This window comes from Aeromonas sp. QDB68 (assembly GCF_027707405.1).
Classification (GTDB): Bacteria; Pseudomonadota; Gammaproteobacteria; order Enterobacterales; family Aeromonadaceae; genus Aeromonas; species Aeromonas caviae.
The window spans coordinates 1-20,313 of the sequence record NZ_JAPCIQ010000075.1 but is presented as its reverse complement, the minus strand read 5'-3'; the positions used below and the strand labels follow the sequence as shown (position 1 = coordinate 20,313).

General features: G+C 59.4%; 16 protein-coding genes and 4 pseudogenes. 5 read left to right on the top strand and 15 right to left on the bottom strand.

What is annotated here, in order from left to right; translation table 11 throughout:
- Positions 1-67: 67 nt before the first annotated feature.
- The 13 genes and pseudogenes from PG892_RS22580 to thrS form a co-directional block, all read right to left on the bottom strand.
- Positions 68-1,585: pseudogene (locus tag PG892_RS22580) on the bottom strand (diguanylate cyclase domain-containing protein); the annotation flags it as partial.
- Positions 1,582-2,061: a hypothetical protein gene (locus PG892_RS17295; RefSeq protein ID WP_029314555.1), complete on the bottom strand. Its 480-nt coding sequence runs from the start codon at positions 2,059-2,061 to the stop codon at positions 1,582-1,584. The pseudogene PG892_RS22580 and the gene PG892_RS17295, both read right to left, overlap by 4 nt.
- Positions 2,062-2,146: 85 nt before the next feature.
- Complete coding sequence (cobB, locus tag PG892_RS17290; protein WP_010674794.1) at positions 2,147-2,920, bottom strand: Sir2 family NAD+-dependent deacetylase; 774 nt, start codon at positions 2,918-2,920, stop codon at positions 2,147-2,149.
- A 72-nt stretch (positions 2,921-2,992) separates the two neighbouring features.
- Positions 2,993-3,607 (bottom strand): GNAT family N-acetyltransferase, encoded by a 615-nt coding sequence (locus PG892_RS17285; protein ID WP_010674795.1) that lies wholly within the window; start codon positions 3,605-3,607, stop codon positions 2,993-2,995.
- Positions 3,608-4,858: a response regulator gene (locus PG892_RS17280; RefSeq protein ID WP_010674796.1), complete on the bottom strand. Its 1,251-nt coding sequence runs from the start codon at positions 4,856-4,858 to the stop codon at positions 3,608-3,610.
- Position 4,859: 1 nt separating this feature from the next.
- A complete protein-coding gene (locus PG892_RS17275) occupies positions 4,860-8,801 on the bottom strand; it encodes an ATP-binding protein (RefSeq protein WP_372587651.1) in 3,942 nt (1,313 codons plus the stop codon).
- A 36-nt stretch (positions 8,802-8,837) separates the two neighbouring features.
- Positions 8,838-9,134 carry an integration host factor subunit alpha gene (ihfA, locus tag PG892_RS17270; RefSeq protein ID WP_005300715.1) on the bottom strand — a complete coding sequence of 99 codons (297 nt, stop codon included), beginning with the start codon at positions 9,132-9,134 and terminating at the stop codon, positions 8,838-8,840.
- Between the two features lie 3 nt (positions 9,135-9,137).
- The gene (gene pheT / locus PG892_RS17265) at positions 9,138-11,525 is read right to left on the bottom strand and encodes a phenylalanine--tRNA ligase subunit beta (RefSeq protein ID WP_010674798.1); all 2,388 of its coding nucleotides are present in this window, start codon (positions 11,523-11,525) and stop codon (positions 9,138-9,140) included.
- 12 nt (positions 11,526-11,537) lie between these two features.
- Positions 11,538-12,521, bottom strand: coding sequence for a phenylalanine--tRNA ligase subunit alpha (gene pheS, locus PG892_RS17260; RefSeq protein WP_010674799.1), 984 nt, complete (start codon positions 12,519-12,521; stop codon positions 11,538-11,540).
- Positions 12,522-12,827: 306 nt separating this feature from the next.
- Entirely contained in the window at positions 12,828-13,184 is a 357-nt protein-coding gene (gene rplT / locus PG892_RS17255) for a 50S ribosomal protein L20 (protein ID WP_010674800.1), read from the bottom strand.
- Positions 13,185-13,199: 15 nt separating this feature from the next.
- Complete coding sequence (rpmI, locus tag PG892_RS17250) at positions 13,200-13,397, bottom strand: 50S ribosomal protein L35 (RefSeq protein WP_005300673.1); 198 nt, start codon at positions 13,395-13,397, stop codon at positions 13,200-13,202.
- A gap of 86 nt (positions 13,398-13,483) precedes the next feature.
- Positions 13,484-14,014: a translation initiation factor IF-3 gene (infC, locus tag PG892_RS17245; protein WP_185219337.1), complete on the bottom strand. Its 531-nt coding sequence runs from the start codon at positions 14,012-14,014 to the stop codon at positions 13,484-13,486.
- 21 nt (positions 14,015-14,035) lie between these two features.
- Positions 14,036-15,964 (bottom strand): threonine--tRNA ligase, encoded by a 1,929-nt coding sequence (thrS, locus tag PG892_RS17240; RefSeq protein WP_010674801.1) that lies wholly within the window; start codon positions 15,962-15,964, stop codon positions 14,036-14,038.
- A 299-nt stretch (positions 15,965-16,263) separates the two neighbouring features.
- On the opposite strand from thrS, the pseudogene PG892_RS17235 reads away from it, so the two are divergent.
- A pseudogene (locus PG892_RS17235) lies at positions 16,264-17,180 on the top strand (IS5-like element ISAs13 family transposase).
- Positions 17,181-17,356: 176 nt separating this feature from the next.
- Positions 17,357-17,572: a hypothetical protein gene (locus PG892_RS17230; RefSeq protein ID WP_124245003.1), complete on the top strand. Its 216-nt coding sequence runs from the start codon at positions 17,357-17,359 to the stop codon at positions 17,570-17,572.
- Positions 17,573-17,575: 3 nt separating this feature from the next.
- Here the strand turns inward: PG892_RS17230 and PG892_RS17225 are convergent, their stop codons facing one another.
- Positions 17,576-18,166, bottom strand: a complete 591-nt coding sequence (locus PG892_RS17225; protein ID WP_010674803.1) for a tetratricopeptide repeat protein — start codon at positions 18,164-18,166, stop codon at positions 17,576-17,578.
- Positions 18,167-18,340: 174 nt separating this feature from the next.
- On the opposite strand from PG892_RS17225, the pseudogene PG892_RS17220 reads away from it, so the two are divergent.
- Both PG892_RS17220 and PG892_RS17215 read left to right on the top strand, forming a co-directional pair.
- A pseudogene (locus tag PG892_RS17220) lies at positions 18,341-18,574 on the top strand (PA0069 family radical SAM protein); the annotation flags it as partial.
- Between the two features lie 413 nt (positions 18,575-18,987).
- Positions 18,988-19,224, top strand: coding sequence for a hypothetical protein (locus PG892_RS17215; RefSeq protein WP_010674806.1), 237 nt, complete (start codon positions 18,988-18,990; stop codon positions 19,222-19,224).
- A gap of 19 nt (positions 19,225-19,243) precedes the next feature.
- Here PG892_RS17215 and PG892_RS17210 read toward each other — a convergent pair whose 3' ends face one another.
- Positions 19,244-19,855, bottom strand: coding sequence for a recombinase family protein (locus PG892_RS17210; RefSeq protein ID WP_010674807.1), 612 nt, complete (start codon positions 19,853-19,855; stop codon positions 19,244-19,246).
- Between the two features lie 38 nt (positions 19,856-19,893).
- Between PG892_RS17210 and PG892_RS17205 the strand changes: the two are divergent.
- Positions 19,894-20,235, top strand: a pseudogene (locus tag PG892_RS17205) (PA0069 family radical SAM protein); the annotation flags it as partial.
- Positions 20,236-20,313: the final 78 nt, after the last annotated feature.

The following is a 20,313-nucleotide window of genomic DNA, read 5'->3' as shown; positions in this document are numbered from 1 at the left end:
AAGACGGGAAGTTTCGGCCCTTACGGATGCCCGGAAAACCTTAGCGTACGATTTTTTCCGAATTCTGCGGGCTCCCCGCTTGCAGCAGTTCGGGGGCGCTGCTGCCAAGCTCGCTCAGCGCCAGCATGCAGCCACACTCGCGCATCTTCTCAAGCAGGGTGGCATCCGGTATCAGCACAGGCAATGCCAGGATCAGCCCCCCTGTGGCAAGGGGGGCAGGCTCGCCAGCAGAGGGGCCAGCTGGGCAGGCTGATGAAGCCTTACCAGCAAGGTGCCACTGCATGGCTCTTCTGTCAGCCATCGTGCCATCACGGGCCCAAGGACACCACGCTCTTGCATCCAGCCCACGTCACAGGGCTGCTGACTCACCTGCCAGCGCAGGCTGACCGCCGTCACCGGCACGCCCTGCTCGTCTCTCATCGCCTCGCAGAGGGTCTCCAGGGGGGAAGGGGCGGCCCCCGCCAGCCATTCCCGCAGTTGGTGCAGCTGCCGCTGGGCCATGTGGAGGTCAGCCTTCATCGCACTTTGATACCACACCAGGATGGTCCCCTCACGCTTGGCCTCGTTCAATGCCAATATGGCCTGCTCCAATAGCTCATCGGCATCCTCGCCACCCTCGCGCCTGGCCACTCCGAAGCGACACGCCAGATCAAAGCTGCTTTCCCGGGTCACGAACTCAAACTGCAACAGGCTCACCATAGCCGCCATGCGGGCATCGAGATCTCCCTCTTCGTCGTCCAGCACCACGGCGAACTCATCCCCCCCAACCGGTACGCACGGCCGGGGCATGCCTGGCGCAACCGGGCCGCGACCGCCTGCAACAGACGATCACCAACCTGGTATCCGAGCAGATCATTGACCTGCTTGAACCGCTTCAGATCCAGCACCGCCAGCGCCTGGACCCGAACTTGCAGCAGGGATTGCCTGAGCTGCCCCTGCAAGGCCCGACGGTTGCCAAGCCGGGTCATGGGATCGAGCAGGGAGAGGCGACGATTCTGCAGATTGGTTCGAATGAGGGCAAAGACCAGCACACAGCCCATCACCAGCAGGATCAACTGCCAGATCTGGATCCAGAACAGGCTCTGGCGCAACTGGTTGAGGGAGGCTTCCCGCTCCTGGCCGGAGAGGATCTGATCCCCAATCTGCTCCACCTGATGGGTCAAGCCGGTCAGCCGGACGAGGGCAAGATCGAGGGCTTACCCCTCTTCAGCTCCCCGGACTGCATCTGGGGATCCAGCCCCTTGAGTTCGTCAAAGAGCCGTTCAAGCACCTCCCCCAACCCATGCCTCGCCCGCGCATCGGCGGTCTCGGTACTGATCAGGAACACATCCAGCCGGTTCCACAGCAGGTCGTAATCCAGGCTCAGGGCCGCCATGTCGAGCGCCCCGGCACGGTAGAGGCGCACATCATAGAGAAATCGCTGGGACTCCTGCATTACCTGGCTGATGTTCCAGTGGGTGTTGCGGTAGAACATGTCAACGAGCTGCTCGTGCCGACTCTGCAGCAGCAGCCCCCAGAGGGACGAGAAGAGAAACAGCAGGGAAATGGCTGCAAGCAGCAGGTTATCTCGCTGTCGTCGCGTCACGGGACAACCTCGATGCGGATCACCTGCCAGACCATGTTGTTGTGGATGGCGGACACATCCATGTCGGGATGGGCCGAGAGGGGGACCAGCAGCCAGAGCGGCCCTTTATTGCGACGGGTGAGCGGTTTGTCATCCTGGTAACGCACCAGGGTCAGCGGCACCTTGGCAAACAGGGAGAGATCGACCCGCTGCTGGTAGCCATTGAGTGCGGCGACATCGATGGCGCTGGCACTATCCACCTGCTGCGCCGCCAGCACGCTCTTCAGGGTCGGTCCACGATAGCGGTGAGTGCCGAGGGTCCAGGGCGTCGCCGTCTCGAACTCCACTTGTGGCAAGGCTGCCAACGCCGCCTCATCCAGGGTGATTTCCCGCTTGTCCGGCAGGATCAGTTGCAATAGCGAAGAGGAGGAAGCCTGGGTACCGAACGAGAAAAGCACCAGCAGGAGCGAGGCCATCCCGCGCGTTGGAAAGTTCATGACATGTTGTGCCAACTGCATCTTGAAGTTAGGAGCCAGTGTGGCGATTTCAGTGGGTCAATGCAACTGTGTGAAAAATCAATAATTAGGGGCCCCGCATCTCCATCCAGTTATGGCCCTCGACGGAGAGAGGCTGATGCACTCCGCAACTTTGCAGGAGTTCATCCACAAAAGCGGGCACCAGCAAGGAAGCCGGACCATAACGTTTTTCATCAAACTGGCTGCCCACTTCGCTCGGCTCCAGATTGAGCTCCACCGTATGGGCACCGTTCAGGCCGGCCTCATGGACGAATCCGGCGGCAGGGTAGACCGCCCCGGAGGTCCCGATGGAGATGAAGAGATCGCACTGAGCCAGGGCCGAGTAGATGCGGTCAAGTCCGAGGGGCATCTCCCCGAACCAGACCACATGGGGGCGCAGCGGGTGGGGAAACTGGCAGCAGGAACACAGCTCTTCCTGATGGAGATCCCCGCGCCACTCGATCACCTGACCCGAGCCCGGGCAGCGGGCCTTGAGCAACTCGCCGTGCATGTGGATGAGGTTCTTGCTGCCGGCACTCTCGTGCAGGTTGTCGATGTTCTGGGTGACCAAGGTGACGCGCCCCGGCAGCAGGCGCTCCAGACGGGCCAATGCATAGTGGGCCGGATTGGGGTGGATCTCGGCGCGCTGCAACTGATGGCGCCGTGCATTGTAGAAACGTTGTACCAGTTCGGGATCCCGCGCATAGCCTTCAGGGGTGGCCACGTCCTCCACCCTGTGCTCTTCCCACAGGCCATCACAGGCCCGGAAGGTCTTGATACCGGATTCGGCCGAGATGCCGGCACCGGTGAGGATCACGATATGTTTGGCTGACTGCACCATGGTTGTTCTCCTCCAACGGGTAACAGGCTGACCTTAGCACAGGAGCAAGAGGCGGCCCATTCGCCCTTGGTCTTAGGCCGATGGGAGCACAAAGCTCGCCATGGGCGCGAGATCCAGCCTGGCAAAGACCATCTCCCGTCCTGTCACCAGGGTAAGCGGCAACCCGAGCCCCTTGAGCAGAGCCAGCATGGGGCGATTCTGGCCGAGCACTTCCGCCGTCCACTCCCGGATCCCCTCCCCGTATGCCAGCCGCGCAAGCGCCAGCAGGATGCGACGCCCGGCGCCGCGATGCTGAAAATGATCCGCGACGATGCAGGAGAACTCGGCCCTGTCCGGGTGCAGGCGCCGGCGAACGGACTGGGCCATGGCAAGCGGCGTCCCCTGCTCGTCGGTCAGCAGCAATCCTATCTGGGGTTCTCTGGGGTAGTCGAGAAAGAAGGCGAGCTGCTCGGCCGTCGCAGGCTGCTTGGCCCGCATGAAGCGCAAATAGACGCTCTGCTCGCTCAGGGCGTCATAGGCCGCGCTTATTCGCTTCGGGTCGCAGCCCGCCAGCTCCTGCAAGCGGCAAGTCAGCCCCCCCACCACCATCGTCATCGGCAAGGCGGCCCGTGAGGCGGGAGCCGTCCAACCCGACATTCCCTGCCACAAGCGCGGCTCATCGAGCGGCCAGCAAAGATAGCGAGCCATTTACCAGCGCCCTGCCACGCCGCGATCCTGCCACTGGGCGGCATCCTGCAGGTTGAAGGGGTCGTCGAGGTAGAGCGCGATGCCAAGCTCCCGGGAGCGCTGGATGAAGCGGGCCAGCAAGGAGTCGGCAGCCATCGCCTCCAGTTCGGGCAGCAGGTGTTGCCCGAGCAGCAAGGATTGCAACGGCAGACGCTCGATGAGATCAAACGGCAGGTGCTGGGCATGATCGAGCAGCAGCGCGAGTCTGGCCCCCGCGAGGCTCGCCTGCAGCACCAGGGCGAAACGGTCCGCCTGGCTCAGCAGGTGATCCCGTCGGTGGATGACCAGGGTGAGTTCGCTTGCTTCTCGTCCATGCTGCTCGAGCCAGAGCTTGAGCGGCTCCCAGTGAGGGGAAAGACCGCTCAGGCTCAGCCAGATCGGCAGCGTGCAGGAAGCCGCATCTGCCAGCAGCCCAAGCTGTCCTCTCGCCTCTCCCTGCCAGCTACGCACGGTGCGCTTGAGCCCGCCCAGCCTGCGCTGACGCTGGGGGCCAAGATAGAGCATCTTGAGCAGACGCAGCAGATCGTCGCTTTGCAGCGGCTTGGCCAGGGCGGCCAGCACGTTGAAACCCGCATCGTGCAGGAGACGCCGGGCGCCGTCTATCAGGGTCTGATCATGAGCGGAGAGCAGGATGATGGGCAGACCGCTGTGGTGATACTGGGGATGGCTCATCAGCAGGCTGATGGCATCCTGCTCCGCTAGGCTGAGATCACAGATAAGCAATCTCACGCCCCCCTCTTCCAGCGCCTTGAGGCACCCTTCGCCATCCTGAACCCAGTGGCAGGGCAACCCCAGTCCCTGGATCTCCTGCTGAATGCAGGCTCCCTGGAAGGGGTGATCTTCGAGCAGCAGGATCTGGCACTGGGCGAGCCAGGCACGCCACCCCTGCTCCCGTGCCTGCAACCCCTCGAGCCAGGGATCGCTGAGGCGATAGATCCCTGCCCCGGGAGCCAACAGATGAGGCAGATAGTCGGCCCCCTGATGAGAGGCAGGATCAAACAGGGCGATGGCCCCGGCGGCAAACAGTCCTTCCCATTGCCAGCCGGCATCGGGTCGGGTGCGGTGCAGATTGGCATAGGCCGGCAGGCCCGCTCCCTTGACCGCCAGATGGGAGACGGCGTCCAGGGCATAGACGCTGACCGGGTAAAACGTTGGCTCCTGGCTGTCATCAGACTCCAGCAAGGCCATCAACTCTTCATCTGTGATGATCATGTCATGCTCTCTCGCCCAGTTGTCGGCAGACCTCTTCCACGCACTGCCTCAAGGCGGCTGCAAGGGGATGTCCGGGGGCCTCCTGCCAACGGTCGATCACCTCTACCAGGGGGGTAGCCCCCACCATTTTGGCGGCCCCCTTTATCTTGTGTAAAGCCGTATTGAGGGCCTTCTCGTCCCCTTGTGTGACACACCGCTCAATGTCGGCCAGATCATGGTGAACCGATGCCAGATAGATGTCTACGAGGGCCGGGCTGAGGGACACGGGCAGGGAAAGGGCTGCCGTTGGCTGCGGTGCCTTCCCCCCGTCATGGGGGCCAAAGACGGTACGAAGCAATACGGCCAGATCCCTGAGCAAAACGGGTTTGTCCAGATGGCCCTGACAGCCGCATTCCGCCAGTCGCTGCGCCGCCTGCTCGCTGAGATCCGCGGTGATCACGTAGACGGGTAGATGCTGCCAGCGTTCATCGGCGTGCAATTGCCTGCAGAGCTCGGCGCCGTCCATCACCGGCATCTGCAGATCCGTCAGCACCAGATCCACCGACTCCGATTGCAGGATCTCCAGTGCCAGACGGCCATTGGCCGCGCTCAATACCCGGGCCCCCAGCTGACCCAGCTGCATGCTGATCAGCATTCTGTTCACCTCGTGATCTTCCACCAGCAGCACCCGCCTGCCTGCCCCCGGCAGGTCCGTGATCTCCTCGGCGCCACGGACGAGTCTGGGCTGCAGCAGGCTGACCACGGAGCCCGGGATCCAGGGTTCCCCCTGCCAGTACCAGGCGCGCAAGCCCCCATCGTCCTGCATGGCCCCAAGGCAAGGTGCCGCCGGATCCTCGGCCACGCCAAACGCTGCGAGCCAGGCCCGCATATATTCAAGTTCCCCGGGCAACAGTTGCAGGGAGACCGTCTTGACGCGCGGTTGCCAGAGCGCCTTCTCCTGCGCATGTCTTAGGGGCAAGGAACAGAGGAAACGGCTGCCCCCGCGAGCCAGAGGTTCGACCCGGATCTCGCCCCCTATCTGTTCCATCAGCTGGCGGCAGATGGCCAGCCCAAGCCCGGTCCCCTGGGCTCTGGGCTGGCCAGGCTCCTCCCCTTGTTCGAAGGGCTGGAACAACCGGGGCAACAGCTCGGCACTGATCCCGGGCCCCTCGTCATCCACCCCGCACAAAATCCACTCCCCTTGCCGCCGGGCCCAGAGTACCACCTCTCCCCGCTCGCTGAACTTGATGGCGTTGGAGAGCAGGTTGTGCAGCACCTGTTGCACCCGGTGGGGATCGAGTTCCATCAAGGCGGGCAGCGCCGGGTCGAGCGCCAAGCGCAGCTGCAGATGGCGGGATCGCGCCTTGGACCAGTGCACCGCCGCCACATGCTCGCACAGCTCCACCAGATCCGTGGGCTGCACGGAGAGGCGCAACTGGCGCGTCTCGTTGCGGCTGAAGTCGAGTACGTCGTTGAGCAATCCGAGCAGTTCATTGCCCGCCTGTCTCACATGGGCCAGAACCGAGGCCTGCTCTGCATTGAGCTCGGTCTGCTCGAGCCACTCCAGCAGGCCGAGCATGGCGTTCATGGGGGTGCGGATCTCGTGGCTCACGGCGGCCAGGAAGCGCCCCTTGGCAAGCACGGCCTGCTGGGCCTGCTCGTGGGAAAGTTGCAGGGAGTGCTCCTGCTCCACCCTGGCCGTCACATCCTGCACCACCCCGTAGATCCGCCACCCCTCTCCCTGACGGCGCCCCCTGCCGGAAAATTGCAGCCAGCGGGTTCCCTTGGCGGGGTGCTGATAGCGCAGCAGATGGGAGAAAGGTCGTCCGGCTTGCAGCATGGCCAGCATGGGGGCTCGCATCTCGCGCCTGTCCTGATGGGAGATGCGGGTCAGGGTCTCGTTGGGATTGACCCGGATCTGCTGGCTCGCCAGCCCCAGCAGCTCGTGACTGCCCCGGCTCACAAACTCCACCCGGGTGATGGCTCCCCCCAGCAGGGTGAATTGCAGCACCACACCGGGCACCGTATTGGTGAGGGCGCGCAGGCGCCGCTCCGCCTGACGCAGCAGGCGGGTACGCTCGCGCAGAGCGCTGATGTCGGAGAGGGCGATAAGATCCCCTGCCGGTGCCTGGGGCCCCAGTCGCAAGGGGATCTGGGCATAGGAGTAGACCTGCTCGTGCAGCGCCAGCTCCCCTTCGGCGCCCTGCAACTGAGGCGCGGGCAGCACCAGATCGGCGGCGTAGCGCGCCTCCATGCGCTTGGCCCGCTTGTTGCGCTTGATCACCTCCCCCTTGTCATTGCGCAAGAACACGGGAACGGGGAGCGCCTGGAAGAGAGACTCCCTGAACTTGCTTTCCAGCGCCAGCGCCTGCTCTACCTTGTGACGCTCGCGGGCCTCCTGGGCCAGTTGCTGGCGGGATCGCCAGACTGACCAGATCACCGCCATGCTGATCAGCAGTGCCAGCAACACGGAGCCAAGCCAGAAACCGTAGCTGACCCCCTCCTGCTGGTTGACCACCAGGTGGCGCCAGCGTTGCACCAGCTCGTCCACCTGCCGATCATTGAGGGTCATCAGGCTCTGATCCAGCACCCCTGCCAGGCTGGTCTGTTCCGGCCGGATGGCAAAGCCGAGGCCGAAACGCTCCGGCAATTCGGTGATGGTCAGCTCGCTCAACTGGTTGTTTCGAATGGGATATTGGAGCTGGTACAACTCCGCCAGCATGGCCTGGGCATCCCCATGCCGCACCGCCGCCAATCCCTGCAGCAGGTTGTCGGTGACCTCCCACTCATGCTGGCCGAACCGGGCAAGCAGGCCGGGATCATAGAGCATTCTCGGGACCACCACCTTGCCACTCACGTCCGCGAGGGAGACTGGCCCCCTCTTGCTGCGACTGACCAGGGCATAGCGGCTGGTCGCCACCATCCTGGTGAAGTCGAACTCCTTGTTCAGGGCGGCGGACTCCATCAGTCCGACCATCATGACGGCATCGCCACTGCGCAGCAATGCCAACGCCTCCTCCCGGCTGGCGGCGGGCACCAGCTCGAAGCGCAGCCCCGTCTGCCGACTCACTTCCCGCAAGACATCCGCACTCCAGCCAATGAGCGCTCCCTGCCGGTTGACGCCGCTGTACGGCATGAAGCCGGGATCCGCCACCATCTTGATGGTGTGGGCCTTGCCGACCAGCCAGGCCTGCTCCTTGTCGGTAAAATGCAGGGGATTCACATCCTGCTCACCCTGAGGCAGATACTTGCCCAGATCCCGGTAGAGACTGCCCGGCGGCAAATAGCGGATGGCCGTATCCACCAGCTCGAGCAACTCGGGCTGGTTGCGCATCATCAGCCGGTAGCTGATGACCAGATCGTCGCTGCGAAGACGACGAAGGCGCAGCCCTTCATCCGGGAATTCCCGCATCAGGTAGCGCAGTTGCAGATAATCACCGAGATAGGCGCTGCCCTTGCCGGCCACCAGGGCACCATACCAGTTCTCGGCATCGGTCAGCAGTTGCTGGGATGAACCAGGATAGAGACGCTTCAGGGTCTCCTGGGCCTGCCAGATGGGTGACACCAGAAACTGCGCCTGATCGAGCTCACCCCGATAGAGGATGGCGGACTCCGCTTCCATCATGGCCCGGCTCAAGACGGTATCGCTCGAGTTCGACCGGGCAGGCCCGACGTGAGGAATGAGATCGCAGCGCCCGTGCAGCAGATCCTGCGTCACGGCTGCCCAGCTCGGCCGCTTCTCGACATGCACCGGTACCGGCAACAGCTCTGCCAGCCGCGTCATGCGATCGATAAGCAGGCCCCCCTCCGCCTCCAGATAGGGAGGACGTTGCAGGGCCGGGTAACAGAAGGTCAGTCCGGTGAGCGAATCGGCATAAGCCTGGGCATCCGGTGACAGCGGGAGTATGGCGGCACGCAGTGGCAAGGCCAGCAGCGCGCCGGACAACAGAAGGATTTTTATCATCGGAACGGAAAAGCCAGGCGATTGCCTGGCTTTTTGTCACTCGTTGGGTTCAACATTTTCTACCCTGGCCTTGAGCTTCTGGCCGGGCCGGAAGGTCACCACACGACGGGCGCTGATGGGAATATCCTCCCCCGTCTTGGGGTTGCGTCCGGGACGCTGGTTCTTCTCGCGAAGATCGAAGTTACCGAAGCCGGAAATCTTGACCTGTTCGCCACGCTCGAGCGCCTGTCTGATCTCCTCAAAGAAGGCTTCCACCATATCTTTGGCTTCACGCTTGCTCATCCCGAGCTGGGTGAACAGGTGCTCTGCAATGTCGGCTTTGGTAAGCGCCATAGATCAATCCCTCAAGGATGCATTCAACTCTTCACCGAGGGCCCGCACGACATTGTCCACGGTCTCGGCGATCTCTTTCTCCTCCAGGGTGCGCTGGGTGTCTTGCAACACCAGGCTGATGGCCAGGCTCTTCTTGTCCTCTGCCATACCAGCGCCCTGGTATACGTCGAACAAGTTTATTCCAACTAACTGATTTCCGCCAACTTTTTTAATTACTGCCAGAACGTCGCCTGCCAGGATCTGTCTGTCAACCACCACGGCGATGTCGCGACGGTTGGCCGGGAACTTGGATACTTCGGCAGCAACCGGCACCTTGGCCGGCGTCAGTTTGTCCAGCTCCAGCTCGAACATGACAGCGCGGCTCTTGAGCCCCAGCTTCTTCTCGAGGCTCGGATGGATCACGCCGATGTGGCCGATCACGACGCCATTGCGCAGAATGGCTGCGCTCTGGCCCGGATGCAGGGCACTGTGCTCGGTGCGCTCGAAGGTGAAGGTAGCCCCTTCTGCAGTCAGATCCAGCACCGCTTCCAGGTCACCCTTCAGATCGAAGAAGTCGACGGGACGGGCCTTGACATCCCAGTGCTCGTCCCCCTGGTTACCGGTGATGATGCCGGCCAGCATAGGCTCCTGACGGATGCCGTTCTCGGCATTCTCGTCCTTGATGAAACGCAGGCCCTGCTCGAACAGGCGCACGCGCGGCTGCTGACGGTTCTGGTTGTAGACCACCGCCTGCACCAGACCCGGGAACAGAGAGACGCGCATGGCGGACATCTCGACGGAGATCGGGTTCGGCAACACGATGGCATCGCTCTGCGGGAACAGGGTCTGCTGAGCCTTGGGATCGACAAAGCTGTAGGTGATCGCTTCCTGGAAACCGCGGTCAACCAGCAGGTCGCGCACCCGCTTCAGGGTCACCTGCCCTTCAGCCTGCTCCACCATCGCGAGGGAGGCGGCGGGTTTGAGGTTCGGGATGTTGTTGTAGCCGTAGATGCGGGCAACTTCCTCGATGAGGTCTTCCTCGATGGCAATGTCGAAACGCCAGGAGGGAGCCAGCGCGGTCCAGCCGTCAGTATCCACGGTTACCTGCATGCCCAGACGAGTCAGAATTTCGACCACCTGCGCATCCGCCACGCTGATGCCGATCACCTTGTCGAGCTTGGTGCGACGCAGCTTGATGGGGGCAGCCTTGGGCAGATGGGTATCGGATTTGACTTCGATGACCGGACCCGCTTCACCACCGCAGATGTCCAGCAGCAGACGGGTGGCACGATCCATCACCTTGGCCTGCAGCTCGGGATCCACCCCGCGCTCGAAGCGGTGGGAAGAATCGGTATGCAGACCGTAGGCACGGGCACGGCCGGTGATGGAGAGCGGCGCGAAGAAGGCGCACTCCAGCAGGATGTCGGTGGTGGTCTCGGAGACACCGGTGCGATCGCCGCCGAAGATGCCGGCCATGCAGGCAGGGCCTTTGGCGTCGGCAATCACGAGCGTGGTCTCTTTGAGCTTCACCTCGTTGCCATCGAGCAGAGTCATGGGCTCGTCGGCACGGGCGCGGCGCACCACCAGTTCCCCTTCAAGCGTCGCCAGGTCGAAGGCGTGCATCGGCTGGCCGTATTCCAGCAGCAGGTAGTTGGTGATGTCGACGATGGCGTCGATGGAGCGGATGCCGCCACGGCGCAGCTTCTCCTGCATCCAGAGCGGGCTCTGGGCGTGCAGGTTCAGCCCCTTGATGACACGACCGAGATAACGGGGGCAATCCGCCGGCGCTTCAACCCGGATCGGGAAGGTGGCATCACAGGTGGCAGCAGCCGGCGCCCAGGTCGGCTCGACCACGTCCACGCTGTTGAGCACGCCGATTTCACGGGCCAGACCCGCGATGCCGAGGCAATCGGCACGGTTCGGGGTCAGATCCACATCGATGCTGACGTCGTTGAGCGCGAGGTATTCACGGATATCGGTCCCGATGGGGGCATCCAGCGGCAGCTCGATGATGCCATCGGCTTCGACGTCGATGCCCAGCTCGCTGAAGGAGCAGAGCATGCCGTGGGACGGCTGGCCGCGCAGCTTGGCTTTCTTGATGGTGAAATCACCCGGCAGGGTCGCCCCGACCTTGGCCACGCACACTTTGAGGCCGGCGCGGCAGTTCGGCGCACCGCAGACGATGTCCAGCAGCTCAGCCTCGCCCACATTGACCTTGGTCACCCGCAGCTTGTCCGCGTCCGGGTGCTGGGCGCACTCGACCACTTCACCCACGACCACATTGTTGAACTGGCCGGCCACCGCTTCCACGGCGTCCACTTCCAGACCGGCCATGGTGATCTGCTCGGCCAGTGCATTGTCACTCAACTCGGTGCGGACCCACTCCATCACCCAGGATTTACTGAATTTCATGTTCTCTCGCCCTTACTTGAACTGCTTGAGGAAGCGCAGGTCGTTTTCGAAGAAGGCACGCAGGTCGTTGACCCCGTAACGCAGCATGGTCAGGCGCTCAACGCCCATGCCGAAGGCAAAGCCGGAGTATTTTTCCGGATCGATGCCGACCGAACGCAGCACGTTCGGGTGCACCATGCCGCAGCCCAGCACTTCCAGCCACTTGCCGTTCTTGCCCATCACGTCCACTTCGGCGCTCGGCTCGGTGAACGGGAAATAGGAAGGACGGAAGCGAATGGTCAAGTCTTCCTCGAAGTAGTTGCGCAGGAAGTCGTGCAGGATGCCTTTCAGCTCGGTGAAGCTGGCATGCTCGTCGACCAGCAGGCCTTCGACCTGGTGGAACATCGGGGTGTGGGTCATGTCGTAGTCGTTACGATAGACGCGGCCCGGCGCGATGATGCGGATCGGCGGCTGCTGATGTTCCATGGTGCGGATCTGCACACCGGAAGTGTGGGTACGCAGCATCAGATCAGGATTGAAGTAGAAGGTGTCGTGATCGGTACGCGCCGGGTGGTGAGCCGGGATATTCAGCGCATCGAAGTTGTGGAAGCCATCTTCAATCTCGGGACCACGGGCAACCTTGAAGCCCATATCGCCAAACAGGCGCTCGATGCGCTCGATGGTACGGGTCACCGGGTGCAGACCGCCATTCTCGATGCGGCGGCCCGGCAGGCTAACGTCGATGGTCTCGGCGGCCAGCTTCTGGTTCAGCACGGCGACTTCGAGGGCTTCACGACGCGCGTTCAGGGCATCCTGAACCTGCTGTTTGGCCTGGTTGATCACGGCGCCCGCGGCGGGACGCTCTTCAGCGGACAGGGCGCCCAGGCCCTTCATCTGCTCGGTAAAAAAGCCCTTTTTACCCAGATATTTGACCCGGATTTCGTCGAGGGCGGCGATGTCGCTTACGCCCTCAATTTCGGCCTTGGCCTGGCCTACTACTTCTTCAAGCTGTTGCATGTCTTCCTCGTCACCACTCCCGGAACAGGAGCCTTTAGGCTAAATAAGGTCAAGAGGGGAATAATACAAAAAAAGCCCCTTGGCTGACCATAGTTATGACGGGCTTTTCTCCCTGCAAATCATTTTGTTATATGGAGAAAGCCACAAGCCAGGTGCAACAGGATTGAAACAAGCATCGTTTGCTCTAGTTTGTTGGCATATGGAAGGATAAAGCATTCATGAACGTGGCATGCTACCTACCAACGCTCAAAAATGAGCAACAAAAAAGGAGGCCTAAGCCTCCTTTATTTTTATAACAGAGCTGGATTAGACCAGAGCTGCTTTAGCTTTTTCAACCAGGGCGGTGAAAGCCAGCTTGTCGTGAACGGCGATATCGGACAGGATCTTGCGATCGATCTCGATGGAAGCCTTCTTCAGACCGTCGATCAGACGGCTGTAGGACAGGCCGTTCTGACGGGCTGCAGCGTTGATACGCGCAATCCACAGTTGACGGAACTGACGCTTCTTCTGGCGACGGTCACGGTAGGCATACTGACCAGCTTTGGTTACCGCCTGTACCGCTACGCGGTAGACACGGGAACGGGCGCCGTAGTAACCCTTGGCGGCTTTCATTACTTTCTTGTGACGAGCGCGAGCGGTCACACCACGTTTAACTCTTGGCATTTTTCACATCCCCCCTTATGCGTACGGCAGACAAGCGACAACACGTTTGTGGTCGGCAGCGGAAACAAAGAACTTCGGTCCCAGCTGACGCTTACGCTTGCTGCTCTTCTTGGTCAGGATGTGACGCAGGTGGTTGTGCTTGCACTTGAAGCGACCTGAGCCAGTCTTCTTGAAGCGCTTTGCCGCGCCCCGGTTGGTTTTCATCTTCGGCATTTCATACTCCGCATTGTGAGTGACAACAAAATCGCAAGGCGAACCGACTCATGGGGCCAGCCTCATGAGTCAATTTCTTGTGGGCCTTAAGATTTCTTCTTGGGTGCGAGGACCATCACAGCTTGACGGCCTTCGACTTTCGGGAACGATTCGACTACGGCCAGCTCTTCCAGATCGTTCTTGACGCGCTCGAGAACCTTGATACCAAGATCCTGGTGGGCCATTTCACGACCACGGAAGCGCAGGGTGACCTTTGCCTTGTCCCCGTCTTCCAGAAAGCGAACCAGGTTGCGTAGTTTTACCTGATAGTCGCCTTCGTCGGTGCCAGGACGGAATTTGATTTCCTTAACCTGGACGACTTTCTGCTTTTTCTTCTGTTCTTTGGTGGTCTTGCTCTTTTCGTAGAGGAATTTGCCGTAATCCATGATCCGGCAAACGGGCGGCTCAGCGTTCGGACTGATCTCGACCAGATCCACTCCTGCCTCAAGGGCCAAGTTCAGCGCATCCTGAATGGAGGTGATGCCAATGGCTTCACCATCCAGACCAGTCAGACGAACTTCTTTCAGACGGATCTCTTCATTGATCCGGTGAGCGCGGGCTTGCGGTTGCTTGCCCAGTTTTTTTCCGCCTTTTATAGCTTATTCCTCCACTTTCTTTTGTCCGCGGGTCTGAACTTCCTGGGTCAACAGAGCAATCAGCTCTTCAACAGGATAAGAGCCCAGGTCAGCCCCTTTACGAGTACGCACTGCAATCTTGCCGGCTTCTACTTCTTTGTCGCCGCAGACCAGCATGAAAGGTACCCGTTTCAAAGTATGCTCGCGGATTTTAAAGCCAATTTTCTCATTTCTCAAGTCCGCTTTTGCGCGAAGGCCCGCATCATTCAATGCCTTGGCAACTTTCACCGCATAATCGGCCTGGTTATCCGTGATATTCATGACCACGGCCTGGGTCGGAGCCAGCCAGGTCGGGAACAGACCGGCGTACTCTTCCGTCAGGATCCCGATGAAGCGCTCCAGCGAGCCCAGAATGGCGCGGTGGATCATCACGGGGATGTGACGCTCGTTGTCTTCGCCCACATAGGTGGCGCCAAGACGGCCCGGCAGGGCAAAGTCGAGCTGCACGGTACCACACTGCCAGGCACGATCAAGGCAATCGTGCAGGGTAAACTCGATCTTGGGACCGTAGAAAGCCCCCTCGCCCGGTTGCAGGTCGTACTTCAGGCCGTTGAGTTCCAGCGCCTCGGCCAGCGCAGCCTCGGCACGATCCCAGGCTTCATCAGAGCCGATACGCTGCTCCGGACGGGTCGAGAGCTTCACCACGATGTTTTCGAAACCGAAGGTGCCGTAGACGTCATAGACCATGCGGATGCACGCAGACACCTCTTCCATGATCTGCTCTTCGGTACAGAAGATGTGGGCGTCATCCTGGGTGAAACCCCGTACCCGCATCAGGCCGTGCAGGGAGCCTGACGGCTCGTTGCGGTGGCAGGAGCCGAACTCGGCCATGCGCAGCGGCAGATCGCGGTAGGATTTCAGACCCTGGTTGAAAATCTGCACGTGACCCGGGCAGTTCATCGGCTTGATGGCGTACTCGCGGTTTTCGGACTGGGTGGTGAACATGGCCTGGGCGTATTTTTCCCAGTGACCTGAACGCTCCCACAGCACGCGATCCATCATGAAGGGGCCTTTCACTTCCTGATAGTCGTACTCTTTGAGCTTGCCACGGATGAAGGTTTCCAGCTCGCGGAAAATGGTCCAGCCATCGTTGTGCCAGAACACCATGCCCGGCGCTTCTTCCTGCATGTGGTACAGGTCGAGCTGCTTGCCGATCTTGCGGTGGTCGCGCTTGGCGGCCTCTTCCAGACGCTGCAAATAGGCCTTGAGCTGCTTCTTGTCGGCCCAGGCGGTGCCGTAGATGCGCTGCAGCATCTTGTTGTTGGAGTCGCCGCGCCAGTATGCGCCGGACATCTTCTGCAACTTGAAGTGGTGGCAATGACGCATGTTGGGCACGTGCGGGCCGCGACACATGTCGATGTACTCTTCGTGATGATACAGACCGGGCTGGTCATCACGGGCAATGTTCTGATCCAGGATCTCGACCTTGTAGGTCTCGCCACGGGCTTCGAACACGTCGCGCGCTTCCTGCCAGGAGACCTTCTTCTTGATGACGTCGTAATCCTTGGCGGCCAGCGCCAGCATGCGCTCTTCCAGGGCAGCCAGATCTTCGTCGGTCAGGGTGCGGTCGAGATCGATGTCGTAGTAGAAACCGTTGTCGATGACGGGACCGATGGCCATCTTGGTCTGGGGCCAGAGTTGCTTGATGGCATGACCCAGCAGGTGAGCACAGGAGTGGCGCAGAATGTCCAGACCTTCTTCGTCTTTGGCGGTGATGATGGCCAGGGAGGCATCGGCTTCGATCAGCTCGCAGGCATCCACCAGTTCACCGTTTACCCGACCGGCAATGCACGCCTTGGCGAGACCGGGACCGATGTCCGCGGCCACATCCATGACGGAAACGGCGTGGGCAAATTGACGTTGGCTGCCGTCAGGCAGAGTAATGATTGGCATTAGGTGTTTCCTTATACAGTGGTGACCCCTACCAAAGGCCACATGCAGGTTGGAGAAACCCTTTCATGTCCAGCTGTTCACTCCCGAGTTTCACCGTTCACAATACGGTTGGTACACGGCAGTGGCACACCATATGGCGTGTGCAAGGCCATCCATTGAGAGGTACAGCGGGGGATTGTATCAGACGCGACAACCCAGACAAGCTGTCTTGGGCGTTGTTGCCCAAATCGATGCAGCTTGAATGGAACTAACTGAGGACTTGGTGATCTGATCACCACCATCTCCTTCAAGTCTGCATCATGAGCACGTCGCTTCACCCCATCACCAACTGGCCTACATACAACAAATCTTTGATTAACCGTGGTTCACTCACCTTCTGGGTTGATGCCGAGGCCATGAACAACTGCTTTCACCACGGCCATCATGGGCGGCGGGGCCGCAGCCAACTATACACTGACCAGACCATCTGCACCTTCCTGATGCTCAAGGGGATTTTCAACCTCACTCTGCGGGCACCCAGGGACTACTCGACTCCCTGTTCGAGTTGATGAACGTACCGCTTTGTGCCCCCGATTACAGCTGTGTCAGCAAGCGAGCACGCACGGTGGCGGTGGCTTATCGACAGCCCTCTAAGGGGCGCATCACTGACTTGGTTATCGATTCGACGGGCCTGAAGGTATTTGGTGAAGGCGAGTGGAAGGTCAGAAAACACGGCGCCGAGAAGCGGCGAGTGTGGCGCAAGTTGCATCTGGCGGTAGACCCGGTGACCCACGATATCGTGGCGGCGGAAGTCTCGCTGGAAAATGTCCATGATGCCGAGGTGTTGCCGACCTTGCTCAACCCACTGCGGCGCAAGCTGGGACGTGTTTATGCGGATGGCGCCTATGACAGCAAAGCCAGCCATCAGCTAATCTCGCGCAAAGGGGCGACAGCCTGTATCCCGCCTCGCAAGAACGCTGGGCTATGGGAAAAAGGACATCCAAGAAATGAGGCTGTGCTGGTGATGCGCAAGGAAGGGCTGGCGCACTGGAAGAAGATATCGGGGTATCACCGTCGCTCGCTGGCGGAAACGGCGATGTATCGGTTCAAGCAGTTGCTGGCGGGGAGAATCAGTCTGCGTAACTACAATGGCCAAGTGGGAGAAGTCATGGCGTATGTCAGTGCCATAAACAAACTGAATACCCTTGGTCTGCCTGTCAGAAAGCCCCGAGTGTAACGGTCACTTGGGGCTGGGGCAGTTGTGGCTTGATGGTTGATTTGGGAAACAGCGCCGCTGTCTTGGCGATTTTGCATACCGTCTAAGCGCGGGTGTTAACCTGTCCTACTTGCGAGGGCGCCCTTCTGCTGCCATACCCTGTACCAGATTGAGGCGTCAGCCAAAGCAAGGAGAGCATGATGTACACCTACGACATTTCATTTCCGGAGCATGCAGAAAAGCTGGTTCATCCGGATCACCTTCTCACGACTCACTGTCCCGTCCATATCGGTGAGCTGGTGATCCTGGGCGATGGCAGCAAGCGGGAGGTATGCAGCATCGTCCACAGTGCCGAGCGCAGTACCCTCTATGTCACGGACGTGACGCCCGGCAAAGTCACCGCCAGCCGTTGATCCCTAGCCGGCGTTCAGAAAAGAGTGGCCATTGAAATCGAAGGCGCTGCGCCCCTCCTCGGCCAGCGCCATCTCCTGCAACACCTGGAGTGCCATCTTGTTGCCCTTTTGCGAGGCCTGATAGAGCCACTGCTTCGCCTCGGCCAGTTCAACCCGCCCGTTGACCCCCATCAGTTGCAGGATGCCCACCTTCAGCATGGCGGGCACATCACCGTTCCTGGCTGCCAGCTCCATCCAGCGAAACGCCTCGTGCAGATCCCGCTTCACCCCGGCCCCGCGCAGATAGACCTCTCCCAGCCGATACTGGCCGAGAGCGTCCCCCGCCTGCGCAGCCTGACGATAGAGTCGGATGGCGCGATCCATATCCTGCTCGCTCCCCTGCCCCACTTCATGGCTCCAACCCATCAGCGCCTGTGCCCGTGGCTGGCCCTGCTCCGCCAGCGGCGTCCAGATCCGGGTCGCCTCATCAAAGTGCCCTGTCCGCCAGGCGCGGTTGGCCGCCGCCAGCTCCTGCTCAGTGGAGAGCGGGATCAGACGCCAGATGACCAGCGCAATGAGGGCGATGAAGAGCCAGCGGGCGATAGTAGGTTGCATGACATTTTCCGTGATCTGGTTCGCATTTCGTCTATGTAAACGAAATGTAGCAACAGATCAAGCAGGAGATCACCTGGGTTCACCCTCTTTCATGGGGTCGCTCTTTGCGAACTTGCAGTTTGAGGGGCTACACAACAAAATAACTGTATATATAAACAGTGCATTGGTGATGTGATGGCAGGACGAGGCGCGAACCACAATGTCGAGCACCGCTTCAGCGGCCCGCAAATCGAACCAGTTGACGACGGCTGGAGTCAGAGCGACTGGGACGCGGCATTTGCCGCCAGCGCTCCCCGCACCGAGGTGACGGAGATCAGCGCCCGCAGCATCATCAGCTACAACGATTCGCCGGATCTTCCCTTCGGTCGCTCCATCAATCCCTATCAGGGGTGCGAGCATGGCTGCCTGTGTCAGGCTATAAGACACTAAGACATTAGGGAAAGTGCGAACAAGTATCCCACGAACAAAAAATGAAAATTTTAGTCATTTAATATCAATGGGTTACCAGTAAATGCTCTCGTGCCATATGACTTATTCGCACCTTCCATTAGTGAGCATCAGCCCGTAAGGAGTGAAAAATTGTGGCCGAAATGATATCGTTTTGGCATGTAATTAAGGAGTTGGGGCTAATGAAAAAATGGATATATGAAAAATCTCTGGCGATATGCTTAGGAGCATTAGCACTATACATATTAATCTGGTGCACCGTTTCATATATAGGCGTTCAGGTGACATACGTTCTTGGGCCTATAATTTTAATGTTCGGGCTGATAGCTTACTTTACCGCTCCATCTGAAAAATTAATTGATAAGGAATAGTCGATGAAAATTTTGAAGTTTTTTTCACTCGGTTCGCTTTTGATAATCGCTATAAATTTTGGCCTTGCACTATATTCATCAATGAATGGAAATTATAATGTTGGTTATGTGCATCGTATGGTATCCTTCATTTTTATATTCGTCATATCCACAACCTTGTGGCTGATTGTTTTTGCGTTTAAAAAATACACAGCAAAAGAAAAGGAAAGTGCGAACAAGTATCCCAAGAACAAAAAATGAAAATTTTAGTCATTTAATATCAATGGGTTACCAGTAAATGCTCTCGTGCCATATGACTTATTCGCACCTTCCCTGGGTCTTTGTTTCTGATAGAATCTTCAACAGCAATCCAGCTTGGGGTTTTTCGAGTTTTGGGAATTTTTAACGAACGCATTTCTTTTCGATAAATGTTCCAAGCAGCACTTGTGAAATCTGATTTTCGTTCAGACTCTTTGTTGGCCCTGTCAAATTCGATAATGACATTGAAAAAATCGGAGCTTATAAGGTTCTCACGAGTGTAGATTTTGCCAGTGTCGAGAATTGCAATATCAATTCCTTGACTCAATAGGTCACTGAAAATGCGTGTTGATTTGATGATTTTCTGTCTTGAAAGCCTGTCAAAGTTTTCAATCAGCAAAATGCTGTTCGGCTCGACAAGCCCGCTTTGGACGAGATCAATGAAACAGCCAAGCTGACCTTGGGTAGCGTTTTTGCCACGGAATGCCGACACACCAAGGTCTTCCAGCGTGGTGTCTACAACGAGACTATGGCGTTCAAGGAAGCTCTCAATGTCGCTCTGACGAGCGTAGGACGTGCCAAATTCTTGCTTCTTGGTCGAGAAACGGATGTATGGATAGCATTTGCGCTGCATGGTCAGCCCCGGAATCGGTGTAGTGTCTTTTAGAGTAACACGGCTGCATCTACTGCTATGCCAGACCCAGCCACGCCTACCTTGAGCTCTCACCCGGGCTGGATTTCGAGAGCAAGCTGTTTGCCAAAATCAATGCTGCCGAGCTGCTGCGACGGGAGTTTGCCAAACCAGCCTATCAGCCACAAACCATCGTGCTGGGGGCCAATACCGATCCCTATCAACCCATCGAGCACCACTATCGCCTGACTCGTGAACTCCTGACGGTGATGCTGGCTCATCGCCATCCGGTAGGGCTCATCACCAAGAGCGCCATGATCCTGCGCGACCTCGATCTGCTGACCGAGCTGGCCCGAGAAGGGTTATGCCAGGTGTTGACATCCTCCCCACCTTAGCGCTTCGCGTCACAGGAGGGGGATTCCCATTACTGGGTGATAGCTGCTCGCGCAGTACCGGGTTCC